The following is a 15,947-nucleotide window of genomic DNA, read 5'->3' as shown; positions in this document are numbered from 1 at the left end:
AGGTCAACGAAGCGCCAAGCGAGCCAGAGCAAAAGCAGCAATACGATCTGTGCGCCTGCGACCCAGACGAGGGGATCGCTGAACAAGGCGTCGGTTTCATGCCGGTAGTAGCGGCGGACAAGCACGCTGCCTTCGGGCCATCTTGTATCTTCAGGGTTGATGGATCGGCGGATGATTGCCTAAAGTTCTTGATATGTTCTTGCGAGTCGGAGGGCGGGGTGACCGAAGAAGAGCTTAGGAAAGCGGTGGAAAGGGCCATCCTCAGTCTACCCCCTCACCGGGCCCATTGGTTGGCGGAGTGCTTTCGTCTCGCTCAACAAGAGATGGAGTTTGAAGCATCTCATCCAACTGCCTTTGTAGAAGCCGTAATCCATCGCTGTTCAGTTGATCGACCCCCCGCAGCAACACCTCCCGGTCGCGCGCTATGCCCTCATCGGCGATGATTCTGGCGTTGAAGAACGACAATACCTTCGGCACCTCATCTTGCTGAAGGAGGCGCTTCCCCGACATGATTTTTGACATCATGTTGCTTGCAATGCCGAGATGATCAGCAAGCCTCTTCTGTGTTCCGCGAGGCATTCCAGCTAGGCGCGCTCTAATCCAGTGGCGATCGATCTTCTCCATGGTGTGAGATGTTGCGGAAATCGCACGTGAATGATACGGGCGATTTTCGCACGATTGGCGGTTGACAAATGGTGCGATAATCGCATCATTTGTCGCCATGATGGAACCTGCGCACACAATCATTCAGATCTGCGGCGGTCCGCAGGCCGTTGCTGAGATGACCGGCCGCGACGTTTCGCGCGTCCGGCGATGGGCATATCCAAAGGACCGGGGCGGTGCCGATGGCGCGATTCCCGCGGACGTGCAAGGAAGGCTGCTCCAGCAGGCTGTGAAGCGCGGCATACCGCTTACCCCCGGACACTTTTTCCCCGATTTTATCTCCCCCACCTCCGAGGACGCGGCATGACTGTCCATCATCCCGCGCCCTCTTTCCGTTCTGGTGATCGTTCTTCTGCACGGGGACACAACAGCACAGGACCATCTGAAATGTCTTTCCGAAAATGCGGCGGCGAGGAGGCCGAGCGCGCCTGGTTCGCCGGGCTGCTCTGGCGGGCCTTTCCCGAGGCGCGGAGCGAGAACGAACTGGCCGAGCTTGCGGCCGAGGTTCTGACCTCGGACAGCCGTCCGGTGACCTCTCGCACGGTGCGCAACTGGCTGCGCCGCGAGAACGCCCCGCATTTCCGCTATGTCCTGAAGGTGATCGCGTTGGTCGGCGCCGAAGCCGTGTTCCAGGTCATCGATCCGGAGGTGCAGTGATGCGGGTCTGGTGGCGCATCGCCCAGCGGTATTACGCGGCCCGCCATCGGCGGGCCCTGCGGCTGGCCGGCGAGTCCTCGGCAGCGGCGGATCGATTCAAGTCGCAGTCGGAAAAGTTTTTCAGCAAGATCAAGGGGGCGCGGAAGCAATGAGCAGTTCGCGCAAAGGCTGTGGCGGCGGCCTCTACATCTGGAAAGGCCAGCAGTATCGGGGCGCGGCCGCCGTGGCCGAGGCTGCGGGTGTCAATGCGCGCACTGTGCTTTATCACCTCGACCGGCATGGTGATCTTTCTCGCCTCGGCATCGGCTCGGGCGGCCACAACCAGAAGCCCGGCCGTCGCGGCAGGCAGGTGTCTTTGTGCGGGCGTCGGTGGAACTCCATCCAGGCGATGGCGCATGATCTCGGCATCAGCAGCAAGGCGGCGCATCGCTATATCAGGGCCGGAAATGTTGATGGGCTGATACGTGCCCTGATGGCCAAGCAGGTCGGCGGGGTGCCGGCATGATCCTGGCGGGGCCCTCCTCAGTGCGCCGCATGGATTTCCGCGCGCGCGGCCGAGGACAGGAACGCGCTGCGCGTCATGCCGCGCCGCGCCGCCTCGGCGTCGATGGCGTCCAGGAGGCCAGGGTCCAGGGAAATGTTCACCCGCTTGGGCGATCCGCGATCCAGAATCAGCGCCACATGGGCGATCTGTGCGCCCTCGCGCCATTCGGCAAGGTCGGGATCGGCCAGGATGTCGTCTACACTGCGGGGGGCCGGGACGTCGAGGCCGTCCTCGCGCATGCCCTGGACATGGAAGGCCAGTGCCCGCTCGCCGCGCTGGATGGCCTGTTCAACGGTGTCGCCGTCCGAGATGGCGCCGGGGAAATCGGGAAAGCTGATGCCGAAGCCGCCGGCTTCATCGGTGTGCAGGAAAGCAACGTAACGCATGGTGGTCTCCTTTCAGCGCCATCCGGCCTGTCGATAGATCGACATGACGGTGCCGGCCTTGATGTCCTTGTTCGGGTGCGGAACGGTCACGCGGCCGGGCTTCTCCGGGTGCTTGAACTGCCAGTGATCGCCCTTGACCGCGACCCGGACCCAGCCGTCCGCCTCAAGCATCTTGATCAGCTTCCGGCTGTTGCGTTCCATTCCCGCCCCTCTTTCTTGTGTATAGTGATACACAACAGCGCCGGACAATGCAAGGCGCTTGTGTTTTATGATACACAATATCAGGGGCGAATCTGCCTCTCCGTGTTGGATCGGGCGAACTGCCCCCAAGCTTGCCGCCCGATCCTTTTTTATGGCAGCGGAGCGAACCGCCGCCGGCACTCAAAACAGCGAACCTTGGCCTTGGCCACCGCCGCTCCTGCCATTGCCATGGCCAAGCGCTTCGTTTACCCGGCCTTGGTTGGTTCCGAGCATTGCTGCAATGTGTTGCTGCTTGAGGCCTTGCTGGTAGAGCAGGCGAGCGGTTGCTGCCTCCTTGTCGTCAAGGCTGGACCGCTGAACCGTGATGTGGTTCAGCAAGACACCCGTTTCCGGGTGATAGTAAGTGGCCATGGTTTTTCCTTTCACATGGCTGCTCTGGGGCCGTCCTTTGCTGCTGGGCGACGGCTTCACCCGCAGGGCGACTCGTTGGCGCGAGTCGTCCTGCATCTCCCATTGTCTGGCACGAAGAGGGAACAGTTCAATCCATATTTAGTGGATGGATCATGTGCAGCCCCAAGCTTCTGGGGTGTTCGTCGCCTGAACGGGTGCGGACGAGGTGTAGAATGACCGCGCCCTCCGCCAAGCCGCTTTTCCGGGCCATCAGCGGCCAGGGTGCGACGGTCAAGGAGCCGCTGACGCTGATGCCTGAGGCCCCGATCCATGTCCGGCCGCGTGTCGAGGTGCGCCGGGCCGAGGATTTCTATCCGACCGGCCAACCCGAGGCGGTGCGCGGCCTGCTGGCGCGCGATGGCGCCCGGATTCGCGAATGCGGCGGCGTCTGGGAGCCGGCCTGCGGCGACGGGGCGCTGGTGCGTGAGATCCGCGCCGCCGGAATCGCCTGCCATGCGTCCGACCTGATCGACCGCGGTTGCGATGGCGCGGTCGTTGCTGACTTCTATTCCTTCGACCGCAGCCCGGCGCGGGCGATCATCACCAATCCGCCGTTCTGCGAAATCAACGCGCGGGACGGACATGGCCGCTGGCTGCGCCATACGCTGGACATGCCAGGCTGGGATTACCTCGCGCTGCTGCTGTCCTGGGACTGGCCAGCGGCGCGGGCCAACGGGCTCGGCGCGCTGCTGGACGCCCGGCCGTTCTCCTACTGCTATCTGATGCGCTGGAAGCTGGATTTCACCGGCGAGGGCTCGCCGCCCCAGCGTAATGACTGGTTCATCTGGGACCGCAATTGGCAGGGCACGGAACCGGCATTTCGGTTCATGAACCGCGAGGACGGCCAGGCGCTGCATCAGGGGGTGCTGCTATGACGATGGACGCCATCGAGGCGCTGACCAATGCGGTGATCGGCCTGGCGGCAAGCTGGCTGGTAACCTGGGCCGTTTTGGGGTTCTCGCCTGCCGCCAGCGCCGGGATCACCGGCATGTTCTTCGGACTGTCCACCGTCCGCACATTCGTGCTGCGTCGCGTGTTCCGCCGGATCGGGCGCGGAAGGGGGTGCTGACATGAGAAAGCACCGTGACAGGCTCGGCAACGCATACCGCAAGGGCGGGCGCGATGGCATCCGCGATCTTCGCGACGACCTCCTGGCGCTGCCTGAGCCGATCACCCACGCCGACGTGGTGCGGGTGACGGCGCTGAACATCTCCCGCCCGAAATTTCAACGCATCGACCGCCGCGCCCAAGGCGCGGGAAGTGTCGATCACCAAGAGGAAGAGCATGGACCCGATTGCTGATTTCTGGGCCTATCCGCTGCGCCATGGCGACCGGCTGCAAAGCTACGACTGGATGCCGCTCTATGTGGATCGCCTGTTGTCGTCGCATTTCGTGGCCTCGGCGATCTACAACGGCCGGCGGCAGGATATCAGCACCGCGCTGCTGCTGTGGGCCGCCAGCATGAAACAGGATCCTGCCGGCACGCTGCCCGACGACGATATCGAGCTGGCGCAGCTGGCGCGGTTCGGGACCGATATCGAGGGCTGGCGCGAGGCCCGCGCCGGTTCCCTCTATGGCTGGCGGCCGGTGCATATCGACGACGCGCCGCCAGGTGCGCGGCCGCGTCTCGGCCATCCGCTGATCGCCGAGATCGCGCGCGACCAGTTCTCCCGCAAGCGCGGGCGCGAGCGGGGCCGCGAGGTTGCGGCCTGGGCCACGATGAAATCGCGCGTCCGGTCCAAGCTTCGCGAGGCGAAACATCCGCGCATCGCGGAAAACGAGTTCGCAGTCGAGCAGATCGCGCAATGGCTGCGGGACAACGATCTCTATGTGACCACCGAGAACGTCCGGGTCGCGATGGAAGCCGTCATGGGCGGGCCGAAGGTGGTTTCGATGAACGGGTGAGGTGTCTGACGGTCGGGTGACCGTGGTGTAAAACGCTGTAATCGCGCTGAAATCAACTGAAATGAACTGTAATGATTACAGTTGATGACAGTCAGATTTCAGCATGATTTCAGGTCCGCAACTGTAATTGCCCTACAGGACAAGGACAAAACATCACACCGACAAGACACAGACATGAAAACCCTTACAGGCGGCAAGGGGGTCGCCTGTGGATAAGTCAGCAGGCTGGAGAAAAAGGGTGATGGGATGAACAGCGAGGAACAGGCACAGGGCGAAAAGCGCGTAATGCAGCTTCTGGTCGAGCCGCTGAAGAAGCGAGGGCTGGCGAAGCCGACGACGCTGACCGTTGCGGGTTTCGAGGAGATGGTCAGGGATATGTGCGCGCGCCTGGCCTATATGTCGGAGGCGAGCCTCATGGCTCTGGAAGAGCAGGTCGCCGCCAATCCGGGCGGGAAGGATCGCGACCGTTTCCCGATCGCCAACCTGATCCTCTCCTGGGCGGCGGACATCCAGCCGCCGGGCGACGGTGCATCGCCGTTGATCAGGGCCGTCTTTGCTCATGCCTGCGGGCAGGCGGCGCTGGCGGAGGGCTGGGCGCCGGAGCTGCTGGCCGAGTTGCGCAAGACGCGGCGCTGGCCGGGCGGGTGGGCGCTCAAGACTATTCGGGATGCCGCAGCCAGATCTGTGCAGCGACTGCAGGATCTCGACGCCCGGTTGGCGCGGGAAGGCGAACTCGCACCGGCGGACCGGGAATGGCGGGATCAACGCATCGCGGTGCTGCAGCGGTGCCGCGAAATCGCGGAAGGGCGGGCGTGATGAACGCGATGTGGCCGCGTCGCGCCGCGGTGCGCGAGATGACGATCCAGCAGGCGCTGGAATGGGCTTTCGCTGTCGAGCATGCCAGGATCGACTTCGACGAAACCGGGGCGCATGAGTTCGACCGGCCCGGTGTCGACACCATCTGGATCTTGCAGCGCCATCGGGAGCTTGGCTGCCGGGTCGATGGTGGCGGCACCAGCGAACCGCATCCCGATGCGCAGATCATCGCGGCTGCGGTCGAGGCGCTGCCGATCGGTGTGGGCGGGCGGCGCATGGCGCTGCTCGTTGCCGAATGCGCTCGGGCGCGGCGTGTGCCGGACTGGCGGGAGGATGAGAAGCTGGGCGTTTTGCCCTGCGGATGGGATATGACCGACGATGGCGAATGGTTGGCCGGCACGCGCAAGCTGGATGCCGTGACCTTTCGAGACGCAAAGAGCAGGACGAAAACCTATCGGCCGGTGATCTGTCCCATCAGCTATACCGGAACGGCTGCTGTCCTGGCCAATCGGCGTCGCGAGTATCTGGCATGGTATGGCGCGCTGCTGCACCTGCTGTCGACGTTGTCGTGGTGCAGCGCGTTCACCGCTATCAGGCTGGTGGACGGGCTTCCTGAACTCTCTCCATGGAATGCCTATTGACTTTCCCCTGGCTTCCTTGACATTGTGCCGTTACCACACGTGCGCCCGGAGGAGAAATCCTCGCGGGCGCTTCTCATTTCCGGGATACCCGAGCGCGCCCGCCGACAGGCGCGAGTGTATGGCTAGCTGCGGCAGCGGGGCGGCTGGCCGATATCAGAGGCAATCATGCTCAAGATCAGCGTCGATGATCGGGAGTTGCAGGCCAATATGTCCCGGTTGGCGGATCGCGATATCAACGTGGCCGCGACCTGGGCGCTGAACGACACCGCTGCCGATGTGCTGAAGCATGTGCAGGACCGGATGGGCGAGGTCTTTGACCGACCGACCAGGTTCACGAAGAACGCCTTCACGATCAGGGGCGCGCGGCCCAGCAATCTTGAGGCCGAAGTGATCGAACGGCCCACGGTCGGAAAGCGCCATTACCTGAAGGTTCAGGAGTTCGGCGGTCAGCGCGGCCAGACTGGTCTGGAAGGTCTGCTGGATGCGCGGTTGGCATATACGGGGATCATCGCTGCCGCGGTTCCTGCCGGCGGCGCCAAGCTCGATGCGCACGGCAACTGGTCGACCGGAGAACGCAACCAGGCGCTTTCGGCGGTGCAGGCGCAGCGCGATACGACCTCGAACACCACGAAGGTGGCGCGGAAGCGCAACAAGCGCCGGGCCGGGTTCTTCGTTCCGCGCGAGGGATCGAAGCTTTCGCCGGGTATCTGGAAGCGGAACCCCGACGGGTCCATTGCCAAGGTGCTGCATTTCACCCGGTACATGCCGACCTATGACAAGCGGCTTGGGTTCTTCGACGGGGCCGAGGAGGTCTTTCGGGACCGGCTGCCGGGGCACCTGCGCCGGACCTTCGCGAAGATGGTCGAGCGGCGGGCCTCCCCCGACTGAAATCCGGTCGGGTCCTTCCTCGAAAACGATCTGTCGGGGGTCATTCGCGCCCCGATGCTCGAAAATTTTTTTAGGCCAGTGAAATCATGGAGATGGGGTTGTTGTTGGGGTCTGACGCGCCGGCGCCGGATGCTGCGCCAAAGCTTCTTGCTGTCGAGGTCGACGACGATCTTGCCGAAAAGCTGCGCCGCTTCCCGCTGCCGGACGGTGTGCTGGACGCGGACATGAACCAGGAAGAGATCGCCCAGGCGCTCTCGACCACCGTGAACACGATTTCGAAATGGATCCGCGACGGAATGCCGGTGGCGCAGGTGGGCGGCAACGGCCGTGCCTATGTGCTGCGCCTGTCGCATTGCTGGGCCTGGCGCCATGCCCGCGAGGCTGAGGCTGAGACCAGATCGCGGCACAATGAGAACCAGATCAACCTGTTGCGGGCGGAGTTTCTGGGGGTCGATGTCAACAACCCCGCCGCGCAGCTCAGCGCGAAAGAGCGCCGTGAACTGGCCGAAGCTGACATGCGATGGTCCGAGGCGCAGCGCAGGCGCGGCCAGCTGGTGCCGCTCACCGACGTGATCGAGCTGCTGGAAAGCATCGGAAAGATCGTTCGCGACGGAATCGAATCCATGCCCGACCGTCTGGAGCGTGAATTGGACCTGGCGCCGCCGGAGGTGGCGGCGGTGGGTCGTATCGGCGCCGACATCCTGAGCGCCATCGCGGACAGGATCGATGAAGAAGAATTGCAGGGCCGCGATCTGCCGGATGTGGAACCGGGGGCGCGGCTTCTGATCTGAGAGGGTATGCAGGGATGCGGACGCTCGACAGCTTCGAACCGTTGCCGCCCTATGCCGACCCGCGCGTTGCCCTGAAATTCGCGATTCCCGCCTGGCGGCCCGCTGAGAAGATCTCGGTCACCGAGGCCGCGGAAAAGTACATGCGGGTCAACGTCTCCGGGCAATGGCAGCCCTTCCGGCGTGACGTGACGCCTTATATGGTCGAGCCGACCGACATGATCGCGTCGCGCGCCTATCGCGGCATGGCGTTCTGCGGCCCGTCCCAGTCGGGCAAGACGCAGATGCTGCAATCCGCCATCACCTATACGATCTGCGCCGATCCGGGACGGGTGGCGCTGTTCCAGATGACGCGCGAGGCAGCGGCGGAGTTCGAGCGCAACAAGATCGCGCCGATGGTGCGCAACAGCCCGGAACTTCGCGCCCGGCAGGCGCAGGGCAGGGGGTCCGACAACATCTATCACAAGCTGTTCACGGGCGGTACGCAGCTGACCCTGGACTGGCCGACGATCACCAAGCTCAGTTCGGCGACCATCCGTCTGGTCCTGGGAACCGACTACGATCATTTCCCGGAAAGCATCGACGGCGAGGGCGATGCCTATTCGCTGATGCGGGCGCGGGCGCGAACCTATCTTTCGCGTGGCATGGTGGTTGTCGAAAGCAGCCCCGGCGCGCCGCTGAAGGACGAAGCGTGGAAGCCGGTCACGCCGCATGATTGCCCGCCCGTGGAATACGGCGTGCTGTCGCTCTACCCGCATGGAACGCGTGGGCGGTGGTATTGGCCATGCCCGATCTGCGGCGAGGAGTTCGAGCCGTCGTTCCGGCGCCTGCGCTATCCTGAAAGCGCGGACCCCATGGAGGCCGGCGAGGCGGCGCAGATGATCTGCCCACATTGCCGCCAGGGATTCGGCCACGAGTTGAAGCGCGAACTGAACTGTTCCGGCCGGTGGCTGCACGAAAGCAGCGTGCCGGGGCCGGACGGTTTGCCGGCCCTGGTGCCGATCGAAAGCGGGCTGGTTCGAAAGACGGACATGCTGAGCTATTGGCTCGACGGCGCAGCAGCGGCCTTTGCGTCCTGGCGCGAGTTGGTGACCCAATACCGGCAGGCGGTCCAGACATTCGAGGCCACGGGCGATGAGGAAAAGCTCAAGACGGTGATGAACACCGGCCTTGCGCAGCCGTATTTCCCGCGCTCGGCAATATCCGAACTGGAGGTGACCGTGCAGGGATTGCGCGAAAAGGCCCGCGGCATGGACCTGCCGAAGGGCGTCGCCCCGGCCTGGGCGCGCTATATCACGGTGTCCGTCGACGTTCAGGGAACCCGGTTCGTCGTCGGCGCGACCGCCTGGGGCGAGAACGGCCAGCATATGCCGATCGACCGGTTCGACCTGTTCCAGGCGCCGGGAGGCGACGAAAGGACGGTGAAGCCCTTCGAGATCGCCGAGGATTGGGTCGTGCTGGAGGCGCTGGCCGAGCGTAGCTGGCCGGTTGCGAACAGCACCGCACGGATGACGGCGGTTTCCATCGCCATCGACATGCATGGCGGGGGCGCGACCACCGATAACGCCTATCGGTTCTATCGCGGTCGACGCCGCGCGGGGCAGGGGCAGAGGTGGTATCTCACCCGCGGCGAGGGGGGCTTGAAAAAGCCGGATCGGGTCTGGCTGAAGGCTCCGGAAAGCGCCAGCCAGAAGGCCAAGCGCCGGCGCGTGGCCAAGGATATCAGAATCCTGTTCATGGCCACGGATCGGCTGAAGGATGCCGTCATGGCATCGCTGCGGGCGGATGCGGGGCATATCAACGCGTGCCTGATCCCGGAATGGATGGGCGATGATCACCTGACCGAATTCACCGCCGAACGCCGGCAGGATGATGGTTGGGCCAAGCGGCCCGGCATGGTGCGCAACGAAAGCCTGGACCATCTCGTCCAGGCGCGCGCGATGCATATCATCAAGGGCGGCGAGCGGATCGATTGGTCCGATCCCGTCGATTGGGCGTCGTGGGGCGAAAAGAACCCGCACCTGATCCTGGTCGCGATGGAAGCCGAGGCCGAAGCGCCCGCTGCCGAGCAAAACGAAACCGATGATGCGGCGACACCGTCGGTGCCGGCCACACCGCCGGCACGCCGGCCTGTCCATGCGGCCGCCGCGGCGCCTGGTCGCGGTGGCTGGATCCAGAAAAGAGGAAGGTGGCTCTGATGGCCTATACCGCAGCGGACCTTGCCGCGCTCAAGGCGAACATCGCCAAGGGGGTCACCTCGCTTGAGGTGGCGGGCGAGAAGGTCACCTTCCGCAGCCTCGATGAGATGCTGAAGCTTGCCGCCGTCATCGAGGCGGAACTGGATGCCGGCCTGTCGCGGCGCGGCGGGTTGCATCTGCCGACCTTCTCGCGGGGGTGACATGAACATTCTCGATCGCGTCATCATGGCGCTGTCGCCGCGCCGGGCGGCGCAGCGCGAGAAGGCCCGCACCATCGCCATGCATTACCGTGCCGCGAGGCTCGGCTATCGCAACGACGGGATTCGTCCCAGCGGGTCGGATGCCGACCTTGCCGGCCGCAACCGGCGCATGATTGCGTTCTATGCGCGGGACATGATCCGCAACACGCCGTTCTCGGCGCGCGTGCAGCAGGTCATCACGGGCAATGTGGTCGGAGACGGCATCATCCCGAAGATCCAGCCCTCGAAGGGGCTGGCCGATGAGGTCCAGAAGAGGATTCGCGCGCGCGGCCTCGATCTGATCGAGGATCATCTCGACACCACCGATATCGATCGCAACGGCCTGTTGAATTTCTACGGGCTGCAAACAGCGGCGATGAACACCATCGTCGATGCTGGCGAGGTTCTGATCCGCAGGCACCGCCCGGCGAATGCCGGGCTGGCACTGCCTCTCCAAATCGAGGTGCTGGAGCCGGACTATATCGACGACAGCCGTTTCGGCCGTTCGATCGAGGGCAACGAGATCCGCGAGGGCATCGAGTACGACAAGGACACCGGAGACCGGGTCGCCTATTGGCTCTTCGCGCAGCATCCCGGCGGCGAGTGGCGCCCCGGAACATCGCCCTACATCTCGGAACGGGTGCCGGCGGAGGACATCATCCACGTCTTCCGGGCCTTCGACCGGCCGGGGGCGACCAGGGGTGTCAGCTGGTACACGCCTATCGCGGAAAAGCTGCTGAACATCGACGATTCGGAAGATGCGCATCTGATGCGTCAGAAGATCGCCGCATGCTTTGCCGCCTTTCACCGCATGGGTGCGGATCGGAAGCCGCGGGTCGAACTCGGCGGGACGCTGCAGCCCGGCGTGATCATGGAGATCGCCGAAGACGAGGAGATGGAATTTTCCGACCCGCCGGAGGTCGGCGATTTCGGCGATTTCCAGAAGAGCGTGCTGCGTTCGGCGGCGATGGGCGTCGGCATAACCTATGAAGCGCTGACCGGCGATCTCAGTGGGGTGAACTTTAGTTCCGCCCGCATCGGCCGCCTGGAAATGGATCGCAACATCTCCCGCTGGCAATGGCTGATGATGGTGCCGATGTTCCTTCATCCCTTCGGCCGCTGGTTCGTCGAGGCCTGGGCCGAGGCCGAGGAGGATGAGGTTTTCCAGAGGCTGATCTGGGAGGATCGCCGCACCGTCAGGCTCAGTTGGGTGCCGCCGCATCGCATCCTGGTCGATCCGGCCCGCGAGTTCGGGGCGCTGCGCGAGGCGGTTCGCTCCGGGTTCCAGTCGCGTCAGGGCGTCGTTCGCCAGCTTGGCGTCGATCCCGAGCGGCTGTTGCAGGAGCAGCTGCAGGACAAGGAGGAAGCCGACCAACTGGGCCTGCCCTTCGACAGCGATCCGCGTGCGGACGTGTCGAGGAAAAACCCGACCTTTACCGACAAGGATCACAACGATGAATGAAATCTTCCTGACCGGGACGGTCGGCAATTCCTTCTGGGAAGAGGATTGCTTCACGGCCAAGACTGTTCGCGAGATGATCGCGGGCATGTCGGGGCCGCTGACCGTCCGTATCAACTCCGGCGGCGGCATCGCGACCGAGGGACAGGCGATCTATACCTCGCTGAAGAACTATGACGGCGATGTCACGGTCATCATCGAGGGTATCGCCGCCTCGGCCGCCTCGCTGATCGCCATGGCTGGAGACAAGATCGTCATGCCCCTGGGCTCGATCATGATGGTGCACGATCCGGCCAACTGGTGGACGCAGGGGCGTGGAACCGAGGACGATCACCTGCACGCGGCGAAATCGCTCTCGGTTCTGGCGAATGCCTATGCCGGCATCTACGCCGCACGCGCCGGCATCTCGGTCGAGGAGGCGCGCGACATCATGAAGGCGGAAACCTATTTCGACGGCCCCGGCGCTGTCGAGGCGGGTTTCGCCACGGAAACCGATGAAGGCACCGACGCGGCCGCCGTGGCGCTCTTCGACTACCGACTCTATCCGAAGGCTCCCGAAAGCCTGCGGCAGATCGGTGACGGGCTGGCGAGGCAGGCCAACGTATCGATGATCGCGGCGATGATGGCCGCGCCGTCTCAAACCAAGCAGAAAGGGAAAGCGATGCCGAAGGGTAAAAAGGCGCAGGGGCGCGCACAGATGGACGATCAGGAAGAGGGGCGCCTGGAAGAGGACGATCCCGAACTGAACGAAGAGGACGATCCCGAACTCGAACAGGAGGATGATCCGGAAGCCGAAGAGGACGAAGACCCCGAGGCCGAGGAGGATGACGATCCCGAAGCCGAGGAAGAGGACGAACCCAACGCCCATGCCACGGCGATCCTCAACTTTGCGGCTTCGCGGAAGATCGGCGCGGATATCGCCATGGGCTGGATCAAGCGCGGGCTGACCATCAGGCAGGCCACCAAGGAGTACAAGATGAAACATGCCAGGGGCGCCACCATGGCCCGGCCCGGTGCGCCGCGCAGCTCCATCATCCGGGACGAGCGCTCGACGCGTCGCACGGCGATGGCGTCGGCGCTGCATGCCCAGATTACCGGCCGCGATCCCTCGACGCCGGCGGCCCGTCCCTACATGGATATGTCGCTGGTCGAGATGGCTGCGGCGGCCATCGGGCACCGGGGCAAGATCCGCTCGGCCGGCGACAAGGTCACGGTGTTCATGGATGCATCGCATTCGACCTCGGATTTCCCGGCGATCTTCCAGAACGCGCTGAACAGGGTGCTGCTGGAACGCTACAGCGAGTTCCAGCCGACCTATCGCAGCATCTCGAAGAAGAAGAACTTCCGCGACTTCCGGCCCATGCCGCTGGTCCGGGCGGGTGATTTCCCGATGCTCCTGCCGGTCGGCGAGACGGGCGAGATCAAATGGGGCACCTTCGGGGAAAGCGGCGAAACCGCCGTGATCGTGCCCTATGCGCGCGGTCTGACCATCAGCCGTCAGATGATGATCAACGACGATCTGGGGGCGATCAACGATCTGCTGTCGAGCTACGGCGAGACGGTGGCGCATTTCGAGGAGCGCACCTTCTATTCGGGGGCGCTGACGGCGGTGCTGTCGGACGGCAACCCGCTCTTCCACGCGTCCCGGAACAACCTCGCCCCGGCGGGCGGTGGGATCGAGGCCGATACGGTCTCGGCCGGCCGGGCCGCCATGCGCGTGCAGGAATCGATCGACGGGCTCAAGCTGAACCTGTCGCCGTCCATCCTGCTGGTCGGGCCGGAAAACGAAACGGCGGCCGAGATGTTCGTGGCGCAGATCACGCCCACCGCGACGGAAGCGGTCAACCCGTTCTCGGGCAAGCTGAAGCCGGTGGTGACCACGGAAATCGAGGACGGCGCCTGGTATCTGCTGTCCGAGCGCGCGCCGTGCTGGGTCTACGGCTTCCTGGAAGGGCAGGAGGCGCCCCGCGTTCGCACCGAAGAGCCCTTCGGAACTCAAGGCTTCTCGATGACGGTGGAACACGACTTCGGCTTCGGCGCCGCCGACTTCCGCGGCGGCTGGAAGAACCCCGGCTGACCGGCGTCGATGAGATCACCCTGACAAAGAGCCGCCCGCGGGGCGGCTCTTGTCGTTCATGACACTGAAATTCCGGAGCGGAACATGAAAAACTATCTGCAAAAGGGGACTTCGGTTTCCATCCCGGCGCCGGCGGCGGTCAATTCCGGGGATATCGTGGTTGCAGGCGTACTGGCCGGCGTGGCTGGTCACGATGCGGCCCTGGGCGATCCTGTCGAAGTCCATCTGGTCGGCTGCTACGAGCTGAGAAAAATCTCGGCGCAGGCATGGACGGTCGGCGCCGCGGTCTATGTCACCCCGGCCAGCGGCCTTTGCACCGTCAGCCCCGCCGCCGGCGCGATCTTCATCGGCGTGGCGATCGAGGCTGCGGCAAACCCGTCCGGCACCGGCAAGGTCCGCCTGAACGGCGCTGCGCCCGCGGAGCCCGAGGTCTGATGTCCCGCCTGTTCCTCGGGATGACGGGTCTGCTTTCCGGCGTGTTCGGCGATCAGGTCCGGTTCATCCCGCAGGACGGTGCGGAACGCGACATCCAGTCGCTCTTTCGCGAGGCGCCGATCGAGGTCGAGGGGGCGGATGGCCAAGTGGTTCGCATCGACGCGCCCAGCTGGCGCGTTCGCCGCGATCTCGCACCCGAGGCCCGGAGAAACGATCTGATCGTCGTTCCGGACGGCCGCACCTACAAGGTGATGGTGGTCCATCATTCCGGCTCCCCCTCGGTCGATGCCTTCCTGATCTGCGAACTGCAGCTGAGCGCCTGACCATGCCGCATTATCGATCCTCCTACCGCGCCAGCGTTCTTGCCGCGCTCATCGCCAATGCCCGTTTTTCTGGGTTCACCGCCCTGAAGGTCTGGCCAGGTTCGGTCGATGCCGACAGCCTGCCGGTGATCGGCGTCCTGACGCCGCAGGACCGCTGCGAGCGCGACACCCAGAAAACCACCGTCCGACGGACGCTCTTGCAGGTCGCGGTTCGGCGCCTTGGCGGTGATGATGTCGAGGACGTGCTGGATGATGACAGCGAGGTCATCGAGGCAATCGTGCTCGCAACTCTGCGCAGGCTCGACCAGCCCTGTGCGCTGGAAGACACCAGCGTGGTCTCCAGTACCGTGGCGGAACGCAATGTCGGCACCCTTGTCATGAGCTTCCGGCTGCAATCCTGGCGGCCGGTCGCGACCCTTCCCTGAAATCCAGCCCTGGAGTGAAACACCATGCCTGACGGTATGCTTGGTTATGGCGCGACGGTGCGCATCGGGCGGGGCGCGACCCCGGCCTTCACCGAACTCGAATTGATCGGCGATCTCACGCTGCCGGATGAGCAGGTGGACGAGGTCGAGGTTACACACATGAAGTCGCCCGGCCGGCGCCGGCAGTTCATCGCCGGGCTGATCGACAGTGGCGAGATCACCATCCCGATGAACTACATCCCCGATTCGCCGACCGATGTGCTGCTGCGGTCTATCAAGGCCTCGGGCGAAGAGGTCATTTTGGAGATTACCCTGGCCGGCGCGGAAGATCCCGAGTCGTTCTCTGCCTTCCTCAAGGGTTACGGACGCTCGGCGCCGATCGGTGACAAGATGACGGCCGAGGCCACCTTCCGCCTTTCGGCCCAGATCGTGAGTGGGGGCTGATCATGGCGGATTTCACGGGCGAGGTGATCGCGAAGGTCGGCGGCCAGGAATATCGCCTGGCGCTCGGCCTGCGCGGCATCGCGAGGCTGCAGGAAGAATACGGCGCCAACCTCGATCCGATCCAGGGCATGGGGCAGGCCGAGGGTGATCTGCCGGATTTCAGCGTCCTGCTGCGCATCGTCGATGTGGCGCTGGAACGGCACCATCCCGAGGTTGCGGGCGATGTCGCGGAACAACTTCTCGCGGCCGACATGAGCCTGCCGGGAAAGCTTCTGACGGCGGCATTTCCCGACCAGAAGAGCGAGGGCCGGCCGGGAAAGAGCAAGGCGAGGCGCTGAACCTCGCCAGGCTCTACGAAGCGTGGCTGTCGCTTGGACAGTGTCCCGAGCGGTTCTGGCTGATCACGCC

24 protein-coding genes are annotated in these 15,947 nt (G+C 64.3%); 20 read left to right on the top strand and 4 right to left on the bottom strand.

The window, feature by feature from the left end:
* Window positions 1-261: 261 nt before the first annotated feature.
* Window positions 262-723 carry a helix-turn-helix domain-containing protein gene (locus E3U25_RS07090; RefSeq protein ID WP_147304447.1) on the bottom strand — a complete coding sequence of 154 codons (462 nt, stop codon included), beginning with the start codon at window positions 721-723 and terminating at the stop codon, window positions 262-264.
* A gap of 327 nt (window positions 724-1,050) precedes the next feature.
* Between E3U25_RS07090 and E3U25_RS07085 the strand changes: the two genes are divergently transcribed.
* The 3 genes from E3U25_RS07085 to E3U25_RS07075 are packed head-to-tail and all read left to right on the top strand — an operon-like array spanning window position 1,051 to window position 1,825.
* The gene (locus E3U25_RS07085) at window positions 1,051-1,320 is read left to right on the top strand and encodes a hypothetical protein (RefSeq protein ID WP_116220798.1); all 270 of its coding nucleotides are present in this window, start codon (window positions 1,051-1,053) and stop codon (window positions 1,318-1,320) included.
* The gene (locus E3U25_RS07080; protein ID WP_166435389.1) at window positions 1,320-1,472 is read left to right on the top strand and encodes a hypothetical protein; all 153 of its coding nucleotides are present in this window, start codon (window positions 1,320-1,322) and stop codon (window positions 1,470-1,472) included. Before E3U25_RS07085 ends, E3U25_RS07080 begins: the two co-directional genes overlap by 1 nt.
* Window positions 1,469-1,825, top strand: coding sequence for a hypothetical protein (locus E3U25_RS07075; protein WP_116220799.1), 357 nt, complete (start codon window positions 1,469-1,471; stop codon window positions 1,823-1,825). The genes E3U25_RS07080 and E3U25_RS07075 overlap by 4 nt, the downstream gene beginning before the upstream one ends.
* 17 nt (window positions 1,826-1,842) lie before the next feature.
* On the opposite strand, the gene E3U25_RS07070 is transcribed toward E3U25_RS07075, so the two are convergent.
* From E3U25_RS07070 to E3U25_RS07060, 3 genes are all read right to left on the bottom strand, one after another.
* Window positions 1,843-2,250, bottom strand: coding sequence for a type II toxin-antitoxin system HicB family antitoxin (locus E3U25_RS07070; protein WP_116220800.1), 408 nt, complete (start codon window positions 2,248-2,250; stop codon window positions 1,843-1,845).
* A gap of 12 nt (window positions 2,251-2,262) precedes the next feature.
* The gene (locus E3U25_RS07065) at window positions 2,263-2,451 is read right to left on the bottom strand and encodes a type II toxin-antitoxin system HicA family toxin (protein WP_116220801.1); all 189 of its coding nucleotides are present in this window, start codon (window positions 2,449-2,451) and stop codon (window positions 2,263-2,265) included.
* Window positions 2,452-2,631: 180 nt separating this feature from the next.
* Window positions 2,632-2,862, bottom strand: a complete 231-nt coding sequence (locus E3U25_RS07060) for a hypothetical protein (protein WP_116220802.1) — start codon at window positions 2,860-2,862, stop codon at window positions 2,632-2,634.
* A gap of 212 nt (window positions 2,863-3,074) precedes the next feature.
* Between E3U25_RS07060 and E3U25_RS07055 the strand changes: the two genes are divergently transcribed.
* The 17 genes from E3U25_RS07055 (at window position 3,075) to E3U25_RS06975 (ending at window position 15,877) form a co-directional block, all read left to right on the top strand.
* Entirely contained in the window at window positions 3,075-3,776 is a 702-nt protein-coding gene (locus tag E3U25_RS07055; RefSeq protein WP_116220803.1) for a hypothetical protein, read from the top strand.
* Complete coding sequence (locus tag E3U25_RS07050) at window positions 3,773-3,970, top strand: DUF7220 family protein (RefSeq protein ID WP_147304448.1); 198 nt, start codon at window positions 3,773-3,775, stop codon at window positions 3,968-3,970. The genes E3U25_RS07055 and E3U25_RS07050 overlap by 4 nt, the downstream gene beginning before the upstream one ends.
* A gap of 1 nt (window position 3,971) precedes the next feature.
* Entirely contained in the window at window positions 3,972-4,202 is a 231-nt protein-coding gene (locus E3U25_RS07045) for a hypothetical protein (protein ID WP_116220805.1), read from the top strand.
* The gene (locus E3U25_RS07040) at window positions 4,186-4,806 is read left to right on the top strand and encodes a DUF1376 domain-containing protein (RefSeq protein ID WP_116220806.1); all 621 of its coding nucleotides are present in this window, start codon (window positions 4,186-4,188) and stop codon (window positions 4,804-4,806) included. Before E3U25_RS07045 ends, E3U25_RS07040 begins: the two co-directional genes overlap by 17 nt.
* 246 nt (window positions 4,807-5,052) lie before the next feature.
* Complete coding sequence (locus tag E3U25_RS07035; RefSeq protein WP_116220807.1) at window positions 5,053-5,622, top strand: hypothetical protein; 570 nt, start codon at window positions 5,053-5,055, stop codon at window positions 5,620-5,622.
* Window positions 5,622-6,263, top strand: coding sequence for a hypothetical protein (locus E3U25_RS07030; RefSeq protein ID WP_116220808.1), 642 nt, complete (start codon window positions 5,622-5,624; stop codon window positions 6,261-6,263). The genes E3U25_RS07035 and E3U25_RS07030 overlap by 1 nt, the downstream gene beginning before the upstream one ends.
* 165 nt (window positions 6,264-6,428) lie before the next feature.
* Window positions 6,429-7,151, top strand: coding sequence for a hypothetical protein (locus tag E3U25_RS07025; protein ID WP_166435390.1), 723 nt, complete (start codon window positions 6,429-6,431; stop codon window positions 7,149-7,151).
* Between the two features lie 86 nt (window positions 7,152-7,237).
* Window positions 7,238-7,942: a terminase small subunit gene (locus E3U25_RS07020; RefSeq protein WP_281029239.1), complete on the top strand. Its 705-nt coding sequence runs from the start codon at window positions 7,238-7,240 to the stop codon at window positions 7,940-7,942.
* Between the two features lie 14 nt (window positions 7,943-7,956).
* Complete coding sequence (locus E3U25_RS07015) at window positions 7,957-10,137, top strand: phage terminase large subunit family protein (RefSeq protein ID WP_116220809.1); 2,181 nt, start codon at window positions 7,957-7,959, stop codon at window positions 10,135-10,137.
* Window positions 10,137-10,337, top strand: coding sequence for a phage head-tail joining protein (locus E3U25_RS07010; protein WP_072462889.1), 201 nt, complete (start codon window positions 10,137-10,139; stop codon window positions 10,335-10,337). The genes E3U25_RS07015 and E3U25_RS07010 overlap by 1 nt, the downstream gene beginning before the upstream one ends.
* A 1-nt stretch (window position 10,338) precedes the next feature.
* Window positions 10,339-11,838 (top strand): phage portal protein, encoded by a 1,500-nt coding sequence (locus E3U25_RS07005; protein ID WP_116220810.1) that lies wholly within the window; start codon window positions 10,339-10,341, stop codon window positions 11,836-11,838.
* Window positions 11,831-13,912 carry a head maturation protease, ClpP-related gene (locus E3U25_RS07000; protein ID WP_116220811.1) on the top strand — a complete coding sequence of 694 codons (2,082 nt, stop codon included), beginning with the start codon at window positions 11,831-11,833 and terminating at the stop codon, window positions 13,910-13,912. Before E3U25_RS07005 ends, E3U25_RS07000 begins: the two co-directional genes overlap by 8 nt.
* 84 nt (window positions 13,913-13,996) lie before the next feature.
* A complete protein-coding gene (locus tag E3U25_RS06995) occupies window positions 13,997-14,347 on the top strand; it encodes a DUF2190 family protein (protein WP_116220812.1) in 351 nt (116 codons plus the stop codon).
* A complete protein-coding gene (locus E3U25_RS06990) occupies window positions 14,347-14,670 on the top strand; it encodes a head-tail joining protein (protein ID WP_147304449.1) in 324 nt (107 codons plus the stop codon). Before E3U25_RS06995 ends, E3U25_RS06990 begins: the two co-directional genes overlap by 1 nt.
* Window positions 14,671-14,672: 2 nt before the next feature.
* Window positions 14,673-15,095 (top strand): hypothetical protein, encoded by a 423-nt coding sequence (locus E3U25_RS06985; RefSeq protein ID WP_116220814.1) that lies wholly within the window; start codon window positions 14,673-14,675, stop codon window positions 15,093-15,095.
* 24 nt (window positions 15,096-15,119) lie between these two features.
* Entirely contained in the window at window positions 15,120-15,539 is a 420-nt protein-coding gene (locus E3U25_RS06980; protein WP_147304450.1) for a phage tail tube protein, read from the top strand.
* Window positions 15,540-15,541: 2 nt separating this feature from the next.
* Window positions 15,542-15,877, top strand: coding sequence for a hypothetical protein (locus E3U25_RS06975; RefSeq protein ID WP_116220816.1), 336 nt, complete (start codon window positions 15,542-15,544; stop codon window positions 15,875-15,877).
* The last annotated feature ends 70 nt before the right edge of the window (window positions 15,878-15,947 follow it).

Source organism: Paracoccus versutus, assembly GCF_029909795.1.
Lineage (GTDB): Bacteria > Pseudomonadota > Alphaproteobacteria > Rhodobacterales > Rhodobacteraceae > Paracoccus > Paracoccus versutus.
Note: the sequence above shows the minus strand (reverse complement) of the source record. Positions and strands in the feature narration are given on the sequence as shown.